Source organism: Piscibacillus salipiscarius (assembly GCF_042685285.1).
Classification (GTDB): domain Bacteria; phylum Bacillota; class Bacilli; order Bacillales; family Alkalibacillaceae; genus Piscibacillus; species Piscibacillus salipiscarius.
In genome coordinates, this window is sequence record NZ_JBHUMZ010000017.1 from 1 (window position 1) to 17,479 (window position 17,479).

Sequence of the window (17,479 nt, forward strand, 5' to 3'; positions counted from 1 at the left end):
AATTATATACGACCTTTTTCAAAATTAAATTGCCACAGCCCTGTTGAATACAGGACCGTGGCAGCATAGGTGTTTTTTCTTGTCTCATTTCCCTGGGTCAGTTCAGTTTGCTAGAGGTTTAAACACTTAATAATTAACGTAGCTCGTAGGATTTACTCGAGCACCATTTTTATAAACTTCGAAATGCAAATGAACTCCAGTGGACCTTCCGGTACTGCCCATCACACCAATTTTTTGTCCGCGCTGCACCGTTTGACCGCTATTTACGCTAAGACTATTCATGTGGGCATACATCGTTTTTAGTCCGTTATTGTGATTAATGACAACCTTATAACCATAAGCTCCATCATAACCAGCAAACGTTACAGTACCATTATCAGCAGCTTTAATCGTTCTGTTACTAACACCTGAAATGTCAATTCCTTTGTGGTAACTTCCCCAACGGCTACCCATGTTACTAGTGATAAAACCACCAACAGTTGGTTTAGCAAATTGGCCAGTTCCTCTAGACGGAACCTCTTTCGTTCCTTTTAAAACGATTTCCTCTGTAGGTTCTTTTACAACTTCTTCATCAATTTTTTTCTTTTTAACTACTTCATTATTTTTAGTTGTTATACGATAGGTAATTTTCTTTTTACCTTTTTCACCTTTTTGCTTGATCTTTGTTTGACCTTTGAATAATGAATCCGTACTCTTAGTTTTTGTTTCAAAATCAATTGATTCTTTCTCTGATTTTTCAACTGTGTAGCTTACATTAATAAATGGCTTATCAGCTTCAACCTTAACTTTCTGACCTACTTGAACAACTGAGTCTTCATTAATATCAGGGTTCATATCCATTAACTTTTGTACAGATAAATCATACTTCGATGCTACTTGACTTAGCACTTCGTTTTCCTTAATGGTATGTATTGCTTCCCCTTTTGTACCACGTTCCAGCATTTTTTGTAGCTGTTTTACTGATAGTAGTTTAGTAGGATTGACGCCTTCTTTTACAACTTTAAGATTTTCAGTTAATCCTATATCAAGTACAACCGAACCATCATTTAAAGTGAGTTTAGAATCCTCTTTTTCTTTTTTCTGTTCCTTTGTTGTTTGATTCTTAGCAATATCTGAAGGAACTCGTTCTAATATTGGAGATACAATTTGATCTTCTTTCATTTTCAGAAACTGAATTTCCTGATTAAGTTCTTTTGGTAGATATTTATTAACTACATTGTTAATTGCCTTATTGGCTTCATTTAGATTACCAACATATCCAATTACTTGATCCTTCATTTGGAGCTTAATAGCAGTAGCATTAAACGATAACACTTCATCTAAATGATTTTTAACTTCTTTCGTCTCATCTTTAGTAGAAAAGACTAATTCTCCAACATAATCAATCTTTTGTTCTGGCATTAACTCTATACCATCATAATTTTGTTCTTCAGAATCTAATTTAGATTCTACAAAACTTTTAACACTCTCTACATCTTTAACCGTTCCAACATGTTCTCCATCAACATATACGTGATGAACTTCTAAGAAACTTTTATCTATTGAATCTGCATATACTGTTCCAAAGGCAACCCCTGTGCCTAAACAAGTAATAATTAGTGTTTTCTTGACCATCGATAAGTCTTTAAACTTACTCAGGCCTCGTTTGACTCTCCCAAATATCTTTTTCACGACCATTTCCTCCAAAAAACGACTTATATCTACTCTTGAAACTTTCTTAATACATCTCGTATACACATATATAATCTACCATAAGGAAAATATTAAATTAAACCTTTAGTAGCATATTGTAAACAACTTGTATAGAATCTAGAAAATATTTGAAATTACTCTGTTTAAATTGAAACTTATAGTGTAAAATGACACTGTTTAAATAGTAATATTCTGAATAATTGCAACTTCTGTAATATACCTGTAAAGTAAAAATTTAAATCTGTTATATAAAAGAAAAAACACAGATCGTCTGTGCTTATTAGTGGTGGCTCGGGACGGAATCGAACCGCCGACACACGGATTTTCAGTCCGTTGCTCTACCGACTGAGCTACCGAGCCGTGAATATTAGATTGCTTTACTTAAATGGCGGTCCGGACGGGACTCGAACCCGCGACCTCCTGCGTGACAGGCAGGCATTCTAACCAGCTGAACTACCGGACCAATTGATGCGGACAGCGTTAATATTATCACAGTAATAAACAATTTGACAAGCTTCTTTTAATTATTTCTATAAAAAACTTAAAGTTTCATTTTTCATATAATTATGACATTAGGCACGTAAGGTCGTTTACGTGCCTAGCTTGTAATTGTTATTTAGTTATAAATTTCTTTCTGTACAATTGTTTGTTCGCGATCTGGACCTACTGAAAAGATTGAAATTTGAACCCCGATTAACTCCTCAATACGTCTGAGGTATTTTTGGGCGTTTTCAGGTAATTCATCAAACCTTCTGACGTGAGTTATGTCTTCACTCCATCCAGGTAACTCTTCATATACTGGCTTGCAATTTTTTAATTCTTTAGAGCTTGCAGGGTAATATTGAATCATCTCTCCATTTAGCTCGTAACCCACACAGATTTTGACTTGGTCTAATCCACTTAACACATCTAGACAATTTAATGATAAATCAGTTAAACCACTCACTCGTTTAGCATGATTAACCACAACTGTATCAAACCACCCAACACGCCTAGCTCGGCCTGTGGTTGTACCATATTCATGGCCAACTCTTCTAATTTGTTCTCCTACTTCATCATGTAACTCTGTTGGAAACGGTCCATCCCCAACTCTAGTCGTGTAAGCTTTTGACACTCCAACAACTTTATGAACTTGATTTGGCCCTACCCCACTTCCTGTAGCTACACCAGCTGCAGATGTGTTAGATGATGTAACATAAGGATACGTTCCTTGATCAATATCTAACATCACCCCTTGAGCCCCTTCAAATAAAACGTGGTTCCCTCTTTCTATTGATTTTTCTAATTCGATAGAAGTTTCCACAATATATGACTTAAGAGCTTCCCCATATGTTAAATATTCATTTAAAACAGCTTCAACATTTACTGGCGTATGATTGTAAACTTTTTCAAACCAAATATTTTTCTCTTCAACTTGATACTTGATTTTTCCTTCTAACGTATCTGGCTCTAATAAATCAGCCATTCGAATGCCCATTCGATTGATTTTATCAGAATAGGCTGGTCCAATTCCTTTTTTAGTAGTACCAATCTGTCTTTCTTTACCTTTGGCTTCTTCTTGAAGGCGATCTAGTTCCATATGATATGGCATAATGACATGTGCTCTACTACTAATCTTTAATTGCTCAACAGGCATGCCACTTTCTTTAACATAATTCATCTCCTCTAGTAATTTCTTAGGATTAATGACCATACCATTTCCTAAGATGCACACTTTATTTGGATTAAATATACCTGATGGAATCAGATGAAGTTTATACGTTTGATCTTTAAACTGAATAGTATGTCCAGCATTATCGCCACCTTGATACCGAGCTACTACATTGGCTTGTCTAGCGAGAAAGTCTGTAATTTTACCTTTACCTTCGTCGCCCCATTGTGTCCCAATTATTACTGCCGTTGTCATATGAGGACCTCCTAATATTAAGAAATAACTTTAATCCAAAGGTTATTTTATCAGCAAATTAACTTTTATTCAATGAATGACGAACATTGATATAAATTTTTAGTATTTTGTACGTTTTTCATTCATCTTAAATAGAGGTTTTTCATGATCAAACAAAAAACACCGATATGACTTTATAGTCACAATCGGTGTTAGCTTAAATATCTAAGCAGGCGGAATATCCGCTTCATTATATTTTCGGTCTAAATCGACGAACTTGTTGTACTCTTTAACAAAAGCTAATTCGACAGTTCCAATTGGTCCATTTCTTTGCTTAGCAATAATAATTTCAATGATATTTTCTTTCTCTGTATCATCATTATAATAATCATCACGATATAAAAACCCGATAATATCTGCATCCTGCTCAATACTTCCTGATTCACGAATGTCAGACATAATTGGTCGTTTATCTTGTCTTTGTTCTACACCACGTGATAGCTGTGACAACGCGATGACTGGAACTTCTAATTCACGTGCCAATGCTTTTAGCTGACGAGAAATTTCAGATACTTCCTGCTGTCTGTTTTCACGGCTAGATCCGCTTCCCTGGATTAATTGTAGATAATCGATTAATACCATCCCTAAGCCTGATTCTTGTTTAAGACGGCGACATTTTGAACGAATTTCACTTACTTTAACACCAGGTGTATCATCAATATAAATTCCTGCGTCAGATAAACTACCCATTGCCATGGTTAATTTACCCCAGTCTTCCTCTTGCAGGCTTCCCGTTCTTAGTCTCTGTGCATCAATATTGCCTTCAGCACATAACATACGCATGACTAACTGTTCAGCGCCCATCTCCAAACTGAAGATCGCACAATTCTCTTGTGCATGGATCGCCACGTTTTGCGCAATATTTAATGCGAATGCAGTCTTACCAACAGACGGTCTTGCTGCGATAATAATTAAATCGTTACTCTGAAATCCAGACGTGATATGGTCTAAATCTTTAAATCCTGTTGGTACACCAGTTACTTCTTCACTTTGGTGATGAAGCTGCTCGATATTATCATAAACATTTATGAGAACGTCTTTAATATTACGGAACTTTCCTGATGCTTTTTGTTGAGACACATCTAAGATTGATTTCTCAGCATAATCAATCAGTTCTGATAGATCATCTTTCTCTTCAAATGATTTAGTCACAATGCCTGTTGCTGTCGAAATGATTTGGCGAAGTACTGACTTCTCATCAACAATTTTAGCGTAATATTCTAAGTTTGCTGCTGTAGGAACAGATTCAGCTAATTCAGTTAAATACGTTACCCCGCCTACCTCTTCTAGCAGCTCTTGTTCTCTTAACTCATTCATGACCGTAACTAGATCAATTGGCTCCCCTTTATCTGTTAACCGAACCATCACTTCAAAAATCCTCTGGTGGCTAACTCGATAAAAGTCGTCATACTCTAATATTTCAGAAGCTTGTACAATAGCACTAGGTTCAAGAAAAATGGCGCCTAATACAGATTGTTCAGCTTCAATATTATGCGGTGGTGTTCGGTCCTGTGCGATCATATCTGACACATCGGTTCCCCCTTTAACGCGGAACAATTCCAATTAGACTTCTTTAACATGTACTCTTAGCGTTGCAGTTACATCTGGATGGAGTTTTACTGGTACATTTGTATAGCCTAGATTACGAATCGGATCGTCCAGTTCAATCTTTCTTTTATCAATTTTAATGTTATGGTTTTTCTTTAAGTCATCAGCGATGTGTTTACTGGTGACAGATCCAAATAATCGTCCACCATCACCAGATTTCGCCGTAAGTTCCACTGTCATATCTTCAAGTTGGTCTTTTAATATCTTAGCATCGTTAAGTATTTCCTGTTCTTTTTCTTTCTCTTTTTGCTTTTGACCTTCCAGCTGTTTTAAGTTGCCTTTTGTTGCTTCTACGGCTAAATTATTTTTTAGAAGATAGTTACGTGCATAACCCTCTGACACGTTTTTAACTTCTCCTTTTTTACCTTTTCCTTTTACATCTTTTGTGAAAATTACTTTCATTCTTCGTCCCCTCCTTCAAAGTACTCTTCAATGATCCCTCTAAGTTGCTCTTCGACTTGTTCAAGGGTGGTATCTTCAAGCTGTGTAGCTGCATTGGTTAAATGCCCGCCCCCGTTCATTTTCTCCATAATGATTTGTACATTGATTTCGCCTAATGAACGAGCGCTTACACCTATTTTACCATCATGACGTTTAGCAATGACAAATGATGCTTTTACATTACTCATGGTAAGGAGTGTATCAGCAGCTTGTGCAATAATAATCGCGCCGTAATTCTCATCCCGTAAACCTTTCGAGATCGCGATTCCTTCTCGATATACTGTCGCATTTTTTACAAGCTCACTACGTCTTACATAGACATCTAAATCTTCTTTTAATAAGTTCTGTACCAACACAGTATCTGCACCTTTTGAACGCAAATAGGATGCTGCATCAAATGTACGAGACCCTGTTCTTAAAGTAAATGATTTAGTATCTACTGTAATTCCAGCTAATAAGGATGTTGCTTCTAATACATCTAATTTAAGTGGTCCATCTTGATACTCTAATAGCTCAGTTACAAGTTCAGCTGTCGATGAAGCATAAGGCTCCATATAAACAAGGGTCGGTTCTTCAATGAACTCTTCTCCCCTTCTATGATGATCAATCACCACAATATGCTCAGTTTTATTTAACAAACGTTCTTCCATGACCATGGAAGGTTTATGCGTATCAACAACCACGATCAAGGTATCTTTCGTAACGATATCTAATGAATCATCTGGAGTGATAAACCAATCTTTTAAAGATTCATGCTCACCAATCTTATCCATTAATCGATGAACACCAGTATTAACTCCATCAGGGTCAAAAACAACATACCCTTTCTTTCCATTCTGTTGAGCCAGTTTTAAAATACCAATCGATGAACCGATCGAATCCATATCTGGTGTTTGGTGACCCATAATAAGAACTTTTTCACTTTCCCGCACCAATTCTCTTAATGCATGTGAAATAACTCTAGCACGTACTCGGGTCCGTTTTTCCATTGGGTTCGTTTTACCACCATAGAATTTAACGCGACCAGTATCATCTTTTATCGCTACCTGGTCCCCTCCACGTCCTAACGCTAAGTCAAGACTTGACTGGGCTAAATCACCTAGTTCAGGCAAGTCCGTTGTACCTCTTCCAATACCAATACTTAACGTTAACGGGACATTCTGATCAGAAATCAGTTCCCTTACTTCATCTAAAATTTCAAATTTAGTCTTCTCAAGCTGCGTTAGAATCTCTTTATTCATGACAGCGATAAACCGCTCTTGTGACGTCCGTTTTAAAAAGATTCCATAATCATTCGACCAATTATTTAAAATTGACGTAACCTCTGAGTTCAAATGACTTTTTGAGGTATCGTCCATTGCCTGAGTTAATTCTTCATAGTTATCTAAGAAAATAACTCCTAATATGGTACGTTCGTTATCATGTAGAGTCTCTAACTCAATTTGTTCCGTGCGGTCGAATAAATAAACCAAGCGCTCTTCAGTTTTTATAATAGCTTGAAAACGACGCTCACCAAGTGTAATCCACTTCTCATCTTCTTCATCTTTAGCAGCTAATTCAAGGGCTTCTGAAAAATCACTTAGATCTTCCCCAATTAATGAACGTTCACTATCAAAATAATCATTCATAAATGGGTTAGCCCACTCTATTTGAAACTCTTCATTAAAGAGAATTATTCCAAAAGGCATGCCCAATAAGGCTTCCTCGCCAACTTTTTTAACTCTGTAAGACAACGTTGAAATATAATTTTCAGTACGTTGTTTAATTAAAGCTTCCGTTCTATAAGTAATATACATTAAAACAGCGAGAACTAAAGCTAATACCGAACCAATTAACCATTGATAATAAATCACAATAATGGTTAAGACTCCGGCTAAACCATACAAGAGCCATATACTTTTGTTCTCCGTTAATTCCTTAACGTCATTCATAAATGAACTCATCTCCCAATCGATCGACTTTATTTCTTCTTCGTTAGTCGACCTCTTAGTTGCAATCCTAAATCAATTATACCTAATATTCTTAGTGGATAAAGAAGTAATATTGGCTGGATAATAAATAAAATGACTACAATCATAGGTACGACTTTTGGCCATTTCTTAACGTGCACTAAGAAAAAGATGAAAGATAAACCTTGTAAAGCTAATAATACTCCAGCTAATGTGGTTAAATTATCCGCTACTAAAAACATTGAATCTTCTGGTGATGGGAATATTAATAACAGAATGACTCCCGCAAAATAATACCAAATCAATGATACTGGTAATGAAAATTCTCTAAATGGAGGAAATTTTAGCTTATCTCCTTCCATTTTATTAATGATTTTATGACCTAACCACTGGGTAATCCAAGCAAAGGCTAAACCCGCTATCACAATCATAGATGGTATTTTGTAAATCATCAAATACATCTGTTCTCGGTATAGCTCTAAATCCTCTTCAGATAACTCACCGACTTGGTCGTAGAACGAAGTAAAAGTCTGCAAGCTTTCATCAATAGCATTTTGAATCTCTTGAGACCAATTGACTTGAAAGAAAAACTGGCTGAGAACATAGACCAGTACGATTCCGACTGAATAACCAAGTGTACCTAATGCCAATGTCTCATATGACTTGCGTTTTTGCTTCAATCCATATCCGATTGCACTACCGCCTAACCCCATTAATAAAGTGAGCGGAAGTGATATATATAGCAGAAAGATTGAGCTAATCGTCATCGTGATCACAAACATGATGACTGAATGACTTAACTCATGCTTATAAGTATAAATTAAAAATGGTATAGGTAATGTAAATAGGATGAAGATGCTTAAGACTGGTACAAAAAAAGCTACCAATAATAAGACTAAATATATTGCCCCATACATGATGCCATCTTTTGTTGCGTTGGAAGAATTCATGATTATATGTGCACCTCTAACTTTAAAACTAATCTATCTTACCTAATATTATTATTTTACATCATTTTTATGCTCAATCATATGTTTAAGCAAAAGAAAACAGCCATGGTTTTATACCGATTTTTATAATGAAAAAGAGGCAACGCTTATAAGCATTGCCTCCTAGTATTTATTATTCGCTAACATATGGTAATAAAGCCATTTGTCTAGCGCGTTTAATTGCTTTAGTTAATTTACGTTGATATTTTGCAGAAGTTCCTGTTACACGACGAGGTAAAATTTTACCACGCTCAGAAACGAAACGTCTTAATAAATCAATATCTTTATAGTCGATGTGTGTAATTCCGTTCGACTTGAAATAACACACCTTTCTACGCTTACGTCCACGACGTGCCATGTGATAACCCTCCTTTGATTACAATGATTGATTAAAATGGTAGATCGTCATCTGATATATCTACCGGCTCACCTTTTTCAGCAAATGGATTGTTATCATCTTGTTGAGATTGATTGAATCCACCTTGATTTTGATTTGGTGACCCTTGGTTTGATGTGTTTGGTGCTGGATTTCCTTGCATGTTTTGTCCACCTTGAGATGATCCTTTCGACTCTAAGAACTGAACGCTCTCAGCGACCACTTCAGTGATAAAAACACGCTTCCCATCTTGCCCATCAAAACTACGTGTTTGAATACGACCGTCAACACCAATCATACTACCTTTCTTCATATAGTTCGCAAGGTTTTCAGCTTGGCGTCTCCAAATAACACAGTTAATGAAGTCTGCTTCACGGTTCCCTTGCTGGTTAGAAAAAGGTCGATTGACAGCTACAGTAAAGTTCGCAACTGCTACTCCATTTGGCGTGTAACGTAAATCAGGGTCTTTGGTTAATCTTCCAACTAATACAACTCGGTTTAACACATCAAACACTCCTTATTGATCGTCTTCGCGAATTGCCATGTGACGAAGTACGTCTTCAGAGAACTTCGCTGTACGACCGAATTCATCAACTGCAGTAGAATCGCCTTCGAAATTAACAACAACATAATAACCATCACGGTAGTCATTAATTTCATATGCAAGACGACGTTGACCCATTTCATCAACATTTGTAATCTCCGCGCCATTATCAGTTAACACGCTGTGAAGACGCTCAACTTCAGCTTTACGAGCTTCTTCCTCAACATCTGGGCGGATGATATACATAATTTCGTATTTTGTCATCCGTCTTCACCTCCTCTTGGACTTTGCGGCCCCATATTTGATATGGAGCAAGGAGTAAATCTAATTACTCACAATAAAGTATTATATCAAATATACACTTATTAAACAACTATTAATTTGACCCAATCGTTACACGTTAAAACGGAAGTGAATAACATCGCCATCTTGAACGATGTATTCTTTACCTTCTAAGCGAACATTACCTGCATCCTTCGCTTTTGCCATCGAACCTGCTTCTACTAAATCATTATAAGAAACCGTTTCAGCACGGATAAACCCACGTTCAAAATCAGAGTGAATAATCCCTGCTGCTTGTGGAGCTGTCATACCTTTTCTAAATGTCCAAGCTTTAACCTCTTGCTCACCAGCTGTGAAGTAAGTTGCTAAACCTAACATATTATATGAAGCTTTAATCAATTGGTCTAATCCTGATTCCTCAATGCCAAGCTCTTGTAAAAATTCTTCTTTCTCTTCACCTTCTAATTCGGCGATCTCTGATTCCACTTTAGCGCAAACAACAATGACTTCTGCCCCTTCGTTCGCGGCATATTCTTTTACTTTTTGAACGTTTTCATTATCTTCTACATCTAATAACTCATCCTCACCAACATTAGCAACATATAAAATAGGTTTTATTGTTAGTAGATGTAGCTGTTTTACATATTTCTCTTGTTCTTTTGTAAATTCTATTGCGCGTGCTGGCTTCTCATTTTCAAAAGCGTCCTTCAACTTCTCTAATATCTCAAACTCATATTGAGCATCTTTCACTTTCTGCTTAGCCAATTTCGCTACTTTATCATAGCGTTTCATAATGGTCTCTAGGTCGGCTAAAATTAATTCTAAGTTGATCGTCTCAATATCTGAAATAGGATCTACATGACCAGACACGTGCGTGATATTTTCATCCTCAAAGCAACGAACGACGTGACAAATTGCATCAACTTGTCTGATATGAGATAAAAATTGGTTTCCTAAGCCTTCACCTTTACTTGCACCTTCTACAATTCCTGCAATATCTGTAAACTCAAACGAAGTTGGCACCGTTTTCTTAGGATTTACCATCTCCGTTAACGTCTGAAGACGATGATCTGGCACTTCAACAATCCCAACATTCGGATCGATTGTTGCGAATGGATAGTTTGCTGACAAAGCACCAGCTTGCGTAATCGCATTAAATAACGTTGATTTACCCACATTTGGTAAACCAACTATTCCTGCAGTTAATGACATTAATCTAACACTCCTTCAATTCCGTACCCAACCTAACAAGATTAGTCCATAACAATTATAGATTTATGAAAGTAAAAACACAAGTTATTAAGAAAATAAAAAAACAAAGGCCTATTTGCCTCTGTTTGAACAAAAAATGACTAGAAAATTAAAAAATGTTTCACGTGAAACATTTTTTTAGCTTGCTTTTTGAATAATTTTTTTTAGTTTCTTTTCAAATTTTTTTCTAGGTACTAACACACTATGGTTGCATCCTTGACATTTAATACGAATGTCCATCCCCATACGTATTATTTTCCACTCATTAGCACCACACGGATGGGGTTTTTTCATTTCTACAATATCATTTAAATCGTAGTTTTGATCAACCATTGTCACCATCCCTTTCTATCAATAAGTCTTCTAAGAATATTTTATCAAATTTTTCGTTCACTAGCTCGTTTAATTATTGGAAACAATAAAATCATAGCTAATACGTATATATTAATCAAGCCATATAAAGGATATAAATAACTAATTAAGTTTGAGAATCCAACTAGAGTGAATGGAACCGCTGCTAATATTAATAATACCCCCACGACTCCTTTACTCCACTTAAAGTATTCTTTTACTCGAGCAATCAATCCAAATAAACTAGTGATGGCCGTTGTATATATAGCAAACCATAATAATACTGACATAATAAAAAACATTTGAATAGGATAACCATTTAGTATCGCAAATAACGGGATTTCATAAAAAAACAACTGATCGGAAACGTGGATTAAGCTTATATTGTAAATATAAGACATAGTCCCTAGGATCAGTCCACTGCCAATACTAGCCACATAAATTTCTGTTTTACTTTCAATTTCTTTACCAATCGCACCGATGACTGCAATTAATGGAACAACATTTAGCGAAGTAAATGGAACAGATGACACCCAGTTAGATTGTTCCACATATTGATAAATCAATGGAACCTTTTCTTGATATATAAATACAATAAGAACAACTGCTAGTCCTAGTATTAACATCGGTAATAAAAAACGATTAATAGATAGGATTCCGCCCATTCCATACGGTATAACGACAACTAGCAAAACAATCATTAATACGACACCAATAAAATAAGGAAATTCTAGTATATGTAACGTTGCCCCACTTCCAGAGATCATAACAAACAACATCGTAAATAAGTATAATAGAATACCCCAATCATAAAAGTGCGCAAACCTCTTCCCCACTAATGTTTGTAACACAGGTAAATAATGTTCAGATTTTAATTCGTAACTTATAGTAAGGACTACAACACAACTTATGATAAACATAATGGTAAATAATAAAATACCTAGACCACTTTCATGCCCGAAAAACTCCCAAATTTCCCTTCCAGAAGCATAACCAGCACCAATCATGGTAGCCACTATAAGACCAATCCATTTAAAACCACCTATCATCCCTTCAACCCCTTATGTATATCTTTTTAATCGACGCCATATACTAGTAAAAATATGTACAAGGGGTTAAGAGTATGACTTCTATTAATAATCGTCCTACTTCAATGAATTTACCAACAGATGATACTTCATTTTGTTTAAATCTATTTAATACTATTAAAGAAACCATCAATGCGGATCAACCTATCATAATACTATGTATTGGAACTGACCGCTCTACTGGAGATAGTTTAGGGCCATTTATTGGACATTATCTATCACTCAAACCATTATCAAAGCTTCATGTATACGGCACAATAGATCAGCCTGTTCACGCAAAAAATCTGCATGAAACTATTAAATCTATTTATCAAACTCATTCAAACCCTTACGTCATTGCCATTGATGCTGCATTATCTAGTATGTCAAAAGTTAAATCTGTTGATGTAGTTTATGGTCCTTTACTCCCTGGTGCTGCTTTACAGAAAGAGTTACCTGCAGTTGGTGATATATCCATAAAAGGTTATGTTAATGTAAGTGGTTTTATGGAATTTAGTATTCTTCAAAACACAAGATTGTCTGTTGTCATCAAGATGGCAAAACAAATAGCTCAAGGCTTATATTATACAGATGTTTATTTGAAGCATCAGTCATCAATCTTTAAATTAAAAGGAGCTCAGTAATTTAAATTACTGAGCTCCTTTTATGAAAAAACATGTTGTACTTGAGTGTATATGTACAGTACAAATCCAACAGTAACTAAACTAGGTAATAAATTGGCTACTTTAATGTCAGTGATTTTGAGTAAGTTTAATCCAATCGCGAATATGAGTAGCCCTCCTGTTGAGGTCATATCTTCAATGAATAAATCTAATATGCTTTGCGGAATCCATTGATCGATTTGCGTCGCAAACAGAGCAATTCCACCTTCGTAAAGAATAACTGGTACGGCTGAGAACACTACACCAAATCCCATAGTTGTCGTTAATACTAACGCCACAAATCCATCGATGATCGATTTTGTATAGAGAATGCCGTGATCCCCTCTCAAACCACTATCAAGTGCTCCAACAACAGCCATAGCGCCTATAACAAATATTAAAGATGCTGTTACGAAGCCTTCAGCAATTCTAGATTGTTTACCAGGTTTTTTGAATTTTATCTCGATATGAGAACCTAATCGATTTAATTTTTCATCTAAATCAATTCCTTCACCTATTATGGCACCTGTCACTAAACTTAATAAGATAACGATGATTCGATCAGATGTTAACGCCATTGAAAAACCTATTAATAAGACTGTCAAACCAATTCCGTGCATAATTGTATCTTTTATTCGATCAGGGATTTTAGTAAAAAATAATCCAAATAGGGTTCCTAGTAATATGCATATTCCATTAACGATGACGCCCATGAATGCCAATTTCATCATCCTAACTTCTTGAGTTAACTACAAAAATGTTTCACGTGAAACATTTTAAAATAAAACTCGCCTATACGGCGAGTTTTATCACTTATATGCGATTAATTCTAATATTCGATTTAAATCATCTTGATCAAAATACTCGATTTCAATTTTACCTTTTCGCTTACCTTGTTGAATGTTAACACTTGTTCCGAAGAAATCTCTTAATTCAGCTTCTTTAGATGATATAAATACATCTTTCTTAGTTGTTTTCTTTTTCTTCTTTTGTTTCTTTTCATTAAGCTGTGTGATTAATTTTTCTACTTGGCGAACATTAAGATGCTCTTTTCGTATTTTATCAGCCACTAAAATGATTTCATCATCTTCTTTTAAAGCTAACAATGCGCGGCCATGCCCCATTGTCAGCTCTTTACTGTTGATCATCGCCCGGACTTTCTCAGGTAATGAAAGTAATCGCATCATATTAGCGATGTGCGGCCTACTTTTCCCTAATCGTTTAGCTAATTCATCTTGTTTAATATTTAATTCGTGAATTAAACGTTCATAAGCCTCCGCTTCCTCCATTGGACTCAAGTCCTCACGCTGGAGGTTTTCAAGAAGTGCTAATTCCATCATTTGTTCATCAGTTAGTTCACGAACAACCGCCGGAATTGACTTTAAGCCAGCTTCTTTAGAGGCTCTAAAGCGCCTTTCCCCTACTACAATCTCATAGCCCTTAATCGCTTTTCTAACAATAATTGGCTGAAGTACGCCATATTGCAATATAGAATCCTTTAACTCCTCTATTGCATCTGCTTCGAAGTTTTTTCTAGGTTGGTAAGGGTTTGGACGTATCTGTTTAATTTCTACTTCCTGTACGCTTTCTTCTTCAACACCGAAAAGCTCTTCTAAACCTCTACCCAACCCTCTGGCCATTTGCCATCACTTCCTTCGCTAATTCAGAATATATTTCTGCACCTTTAGATCTAGGATCATATGTAATGATCGGTTCACCGTGGCTTGGAGCTTCCCCAAGTCTGATGTTTCTAGGAACTATCGAATTAAAGACTTTGTCTTGGAAGTATTTTTTCACTTCTTCAATAACTTGAATACCTAAATTCGTTCTAGCATCTAACATGGTTAGTAAAACGCCTTCTATCATTAAATCTTGATTTAATCGTTTTTGAACTAAACGAACAGTATTTAATAACTGGCTCAAACCTTCTAGTGCGTAATACTCACACTGAACTGGGATAATGACACTATCAGCAGCAGTTAATGCATTTAATGTTAGAAGCCCTAATGAGGGTGGACAATCTATGATAATATAATCATAATCATCTCTAACGTTTTCTAATGATTTTCTTAATCTTAATTCTCTTGAAATAGTAGGAACAAGTTCTATTTCCGAGCCAGCAAGTTGTATGGTAGCTGGAATTGCATCTAAATTAGGTACATTAGATGAAACAAGAACTGACTTTGGATCTTCTTCCTCTATTAACACGTCATATATACAAGAGGACATATCTCCCTTGTTAATACCAATGCCACTTGTTGCATTTCCTTGTGGGTCAATATCTATTAATAAGACCTTATTACCTTCGTGCGCTAGACATGCACTCAAGTTAACAGCTGTTGTGGTCTTACCTACTCCACCTTTCTGGTTTGCAATGGCAATGACTTTTCCCATAATGTCACCTGCCCAATCTAAAAATTTTTCAATACTATTATTTTATCATGTTACCTAAAGAATTGTTAGATTTATATTGCAGAAAAAAATACCCATCTTTAAATAAGATGGGAAATATCCGTTATAAAACTACTTTTTTGGTATTTTTATTTTTATTTCATAGAACTCATCAGAGTCATTTTCTTCAGTTTTAACATCCATACCTGTATCTTTGACCATGCTTAACGACTGTCTAATTGTATTTAAAGCAATTCGAACATCTTTATTAACACCTTTTACTTGAGGTTTTTTCTTTTTGGTTGATTTATCTTCTTCAGGATTTAATAGATGCTTTACGTAATCCTCTGATTGTTTAACGTTCAGCTGTTTTTCGATAATTTCAGCTAACGCTTTTTCTTGCAATTCTGGATTACCTTTTAGGGCAATTAATGCACGTGCGTGGCGTTCAGTAATTTCTTTATTTAAGATCGATTGTTGAACGACACTCGGAAGCTTAAGTAAGCGCAATTTGTTAGCAATCGTTGACTGACTTTTACCAAGCCGCTGCGCTAATGCTTCTTGTGTTAATCCATGTATTTGAAGCAGTTGATCATACGCAATTGCTTCTTCTATAACCGTTAATTCCTCGCGTTGCAAGTTTTCAATTAATGCAACTGATGCCGTTTGAGTATCTGTCATATCTTTGATGATCGCAGGAATCTTCTCCCACTCTAGCGTTTGAACCGCTCTCCATCTTCTTTCACCGGCAATCAGTTCAAAACTTTCATCATCCTCAGATTTACGTACGACAATCGGCTGAATCATGCCATGTGTTCGAATTGTTTGTGCTAGTTCTTCAATTTTCTTGTCGTCAAAAATGGTGCGTGGCTGATATTGATTGGGTTGAATATCTTTAACTGGTAGTTCAACTATTTCGTTGTTATAGTTCTCTTCGCTTTTCGGTTCGTTTTTACCGAATAACTTACTTAACGAACTCATTTAGGCACCCACCTTCAAAATTCAATGAATCCTATTTTATCTCATTATGTATCTTAAAAAATGTAATGTTTCACGTGAAACATTACATTTTTGATCATAGCTATGATTAACTATATATGTGATCCACTAACCCTATTTTACCATATACTTCTGTTTAGTAGAAGTATATTTTGTAGAATAATAGAGTTAACTTTACGTCAAAATACCTTATAAAACGACATGTCACTTCTCTATTGGATCTTTATTTGGTGTCCCTGGTTTCCTAGGATATTTCTTAGGGGTTTTCCGTTTTTTATCTACGATCACAATATGTCGTTCACTCTGTTCAAGTGGCAACTCAAATGAATGAATCTGTTTCCATTCACCGCCTAGTGTTTTTAAGGCAAGTTCACCTTGTTCTTTTTCTTCTTCAAATTTGGCAGCCTTCATCATAATGAAGTTACCACCCGTTTTTACAAGGGGTAAACATAGTTCACTTAATACAGATGTCCTTGCTACTGCGCGAGCCATCACGACATCATAAGATTCGCGAAACTTTTTATTTTTTCCAAAGTTTTCAGCGCGGTCATGGTAAAAGGCTACATCAGATAACCCCAACTGTTCAGCAAGATGATTTAAAAAAGTAATTCGCTTTTTTAAGGAATCAACAATTGTAACCTTTAAATGAGGAAAAATAATTTTGAGCGGTATTGAAGGGAATCCCGCTCCAGCACCAACATCACAAACTGTTTCCACTTCGTTAAAGTCAAAGTAAAATGCAGCAGTAATGGAATCAAAAAAGTGTTTTAAATAAACTCCCTCTTGATCAGTTATGGCTGTTAAATTCATTTTCTTATTCCACTCAACTAAAATTTCGAAATATGTTTCGAATTGTTTTAGTTGTTGTTCAGTTAATTGTATCCCCTGGCTATTTAGTTCATTTGTAAAGTCTGTAATTTTCATATACATCC

18 protein-coding genes and 2 tRNA genes are annotated in these 17,479 nt (G+C 35.7%); 1 reads left to right on the top strand and 19 read right to left on the bottom strand.

Annotated features, from left to right (window positions below; genetic code table 11):
* Positions 1–126 precede the first annotated feature (126 nt).
* The 14 genes from ACFSW4_RS06230 to ACFSW4_RS06295 all read right to left on the bottom strand — a co-directional run bounded on the left by ACFSW4_RS06230 (position 127) and on the right by ACFSW4_RS06295 (position 12,477).
* A complete protein-coding gene (locus tag ACFSW4_RS06230; protein WP_377328145.1) occupies positions 127–1,671 on the bottom strand; it encodes a peptidoglycan DD-metalloendopeptidase family protein in 1,545 nt (514 codons plus the stop codon).
* A 305-nt stretch (positions 1,672–1,976) separates the two neighbouring features.
* Positions 1,977–2,052, bottom strand: a tRNA-Phe gene (locus ACFSW4_RS06235).
* Between the two features lie 26 nt (positions 2,053–2,078).
* Positions 2,079–2,155, bottom strand: a tRNA-Asp gene (locus ACFSW4_RS06240).
* 153 nt (positions 2,156–2,308) lie between these two features.
* Complete coding sequence (locus tag ACFSW4_RS06245; RefSeq protein WP_377328147.1) at positions 2,309–3,598, bottom strand: adenylosuccinate synthase; 1,290 nt, start codon at positions 3,596–3,598, stop codon at positions 2,309–2,311.
* A 204-nt stretch (positions 3,599–3,802) separates the two neighbouring features.
* Positions 3,803–5,158, bottom strand: a complete 1,356-nt coding sequence (gene dnaB / locus ACFSW4_RS06250; RefSeq protein ID WP_054754157.1) for a replicative DNA helicase — start codon at positions 5,156–5,158, stop codon at positions 3,803–3,805.
* A gap of 42 nt (positions 5,159–5,200) precedes the next feature.
* Entirely contained in the window at positions 5,201–5,647 is a 447-nt protein-coding gene (gene rplI / locus ACFSW4_RS06255; RefSeq protein WP_377328149.1) for a 50S ribosomal protein L9, read from the bottom strand.
* On the bottom strand, positions 5,644–7,617 hold the full coding sequence (locus ACFSW4_RS06260; protein WP_377328151.1) for a DHH family phosphoesterase: 1,974 nt from the start codon (positions 7,615–7,617) through the stop codon (positions 5,644–5,646). The genes rplI and ACFSW4_RS06260 overlap by 4 nt, the downstream gene beginning before the upstream one ends.
* A 29-nt stretch (positions 7,618–7,646) precedes the next feature.
* Entirely contained in the window at positions 7,647–8,585 is a 939-nt protein-coding gene (locus ACFSW4_RS06265) for a YybS family protein (protein WP_377328153.1), read from the bottom strand.
* Positions 8,586–8,757: 172 nt separating this feature from the next.
* Entirely contained in the window at positions 8,758–8,982 is a 225-nt protein-coding gene (gene rpsR / locus ACFSW4_RS06270; RefSeq protein WP_054754142.1) for a 30S ribosomal protein S18, read from the bottom strand.
* 31 nt (positions 8,983–9,013) lie between these two features.
* Complete coding sequence (ssb, locus tag ACFSW4_RS06275; RefSeq protein WP_377328155.1) at positions 9,014–9,505, bottom strand: single-stranded DNA-binding protein; 492 nt, start codon at positions 9,503–9,505, stop codon at positions 9,014–9,016.
* Between the two features lie 12 nt (positions 9,506–9,517).
* A complete protein-coding gene (gene rpsF / locus ACFSW4_RS06280; RefSeq protein ID WP_054754141.1) occupies positions 9,518–9,808 on the bottom strand; it encodes a 30S ribosomal protein S6 in 291 nt (96 codons plus the stop codon).
* A gap of 129 nt (positions 9,809–9,937) precedes the next feature.
* Positions 9,938–11,038: a redox-regulated ATPase YchF gene (gene ychF, locus ACFSW4_RS06285; protein WP_054754139.1), complete on the bottom strand. Its 1,101-nt coding sequence runs from the start codon at positions 11,036–11,038 to the stop codon at positions 9,938–9,940.
* Positions 11,039–11,215: 177 nt separating this feature from the next.
* Positions 11,216–11,410 (bottom strand): DUF951 domain-containing protein, encoded by a 195-nt coding sequence (locus ACFSW4_RS06290; protein ID WP_377328157.1) that lies wholly within the window; start codon positions 11,408–11,410, stop codon positions 11,216–11,218.
* A 44-nt stretch (positions 11,411–11,454) separates the two neighbouring features.
* Positions 11,455–12,477: a YkvI family membrane protein gene (locus ACFSW4_RS06295; protein ID WP_377328159.1), complete on the bottom strand. Its 1,023-nt coding sequence runs from the start codon at positions 12,475–12,477 to the stop codon at positions 11,455–11,457.
* A 74-nt stretch (positions 12,478–12,551) separates the two neighbouring features.
* Between ACFSW4_RS06295 and yyaC the strand changes: the two genes are divergently transcribed.
* Positions 12,552–13,139 carry a spore protease YyaC gene (yyaC, locus tag ACFSW4_RS06300; protein ID WP_377328161.1) on the top strand — a complete coding sequence of 196 codons (588 nt, stop codon included), beginning with the start codon at positions 12,552–12,554 and terminating at the stop codon, positions 13,137–13,139.
* Between the two features lie 20 nt (positions 13,140–13,159).
* Here the strand turns inward: yyaC and ACFSW4_RS06305 are convergent, their stop codons facing one another.
* From ACFSW4_RS06305 to rsmG, 5 genes are all read right to left on the bottom strand, one after another.
* Complete coding sequence (locus ACFSW4_RS06305; protein WP_377328245.1) at positions 13,160–13,879, bottom strand: DUF554 domain-containing protein; 720 nt, start codon at positions 13,877–13,879, stop codon at positions 13,160–13,162.
* An 87-nt stretch (positions 13,880–13,966) separates the two neighbouring features.
* On the bottom strand, positions 13,967–14,797 hold the full coding sequence (locus tag ACFSW4_RS06310; protein WP_377328163.1) for a ParB/RepB/Spo0J family partition protein: 831 nt from the start codon (positions 14,795–14,797) through the stop codon (positions 13,967–13,969).
* Positions 14,778–15,551 carry a ParA family protein gene (locus ACFSW4_RS06315; protein WP_054754131.1) on the bottom strand — a complete coding sequence of 258 codons (774 nt, stop codon included), beginning with the start codon at positions 15,549–15,551 and terminating at the stop codon, positions 14,778–14,780. The genes ACFSW4_RS06310 and ACFSW4_RS06315 overlap by 20 nt, the downstream gene beginning before the upstream one ends.
* A gap of 129 nt (positions 15,552–15,680) precedes the next feature.
* Positions 15,681–16,529 carry a nucleoid occlusion protein gene (gene noc, locus ACFSW4_RS06320; protein ID WP_377328165.1) on the bottom strand — a complete coding sequence of 283 codons (849 nt, stop codon included), beginning with the start codon at positions 16,527–16,529 and terminating at the stop codon, positions 15,681–15,683.
* Positions 16,530–16,751: 222 nt separating this feature from the next.
* The gene (gene rsmG / locus ACFSW4_RS06325) at positions 16,752–17,471 is read right to left on the bottom strand and encodes a 16S rRNA (guanine(527)-N(7))-methyltransferase RsmG (protein WP_377328167.1); all 720 of its coding nucleotides are present in this window, start codon (positions 17,469–17,471) and stop codon (positions 16,752–16,754) included.
* Positions 17,472–17,479 lie beyond the last annotated feature (8 nt).